Source organism: Marivivens sp. ABH4_498 (assembly GCF_056160585.1).
In genome coordinates, this window is record NZ_JBSWXL010000028.1 from 1 (window position 1) to 219 (window position 219).

The following is a 219-nucleotide window of genomic DNA, read 5'->3' on the forward strand; positions in this document are numbered from 1 at the left end:
CCTATGACGACGTCACCAACCCCGAGGCGCCGACCATCGTGGCGGGCGACGGCAACACGGACGGCACGCTGACCGTCACCGGCACCGCAGAACCGTTTGCTACCGTCGACATCACCTTCCCCAATGGCGAGACCGCGCAGGTCACCGCGGATGCCAATGGCAATTACACCGCCACATCCACAACCGTTCAGCCGGAAGGCAACGCGACCGCAACCCAGA

At 64.8% G+C, this 219-nt stretch carries 1 protein-coding gene; it reads left to right on the top strand.

What is annotated here, in order from left to right; translation table 11 throughout:
- Positions 1 to 219 (top strand): Ig-like domain-containing protein (locus tag ACXAGA_RS16510; RefSeq protein WP_475118560.1); only part of this gene is annotated, 219 nt, incomplete at both ends.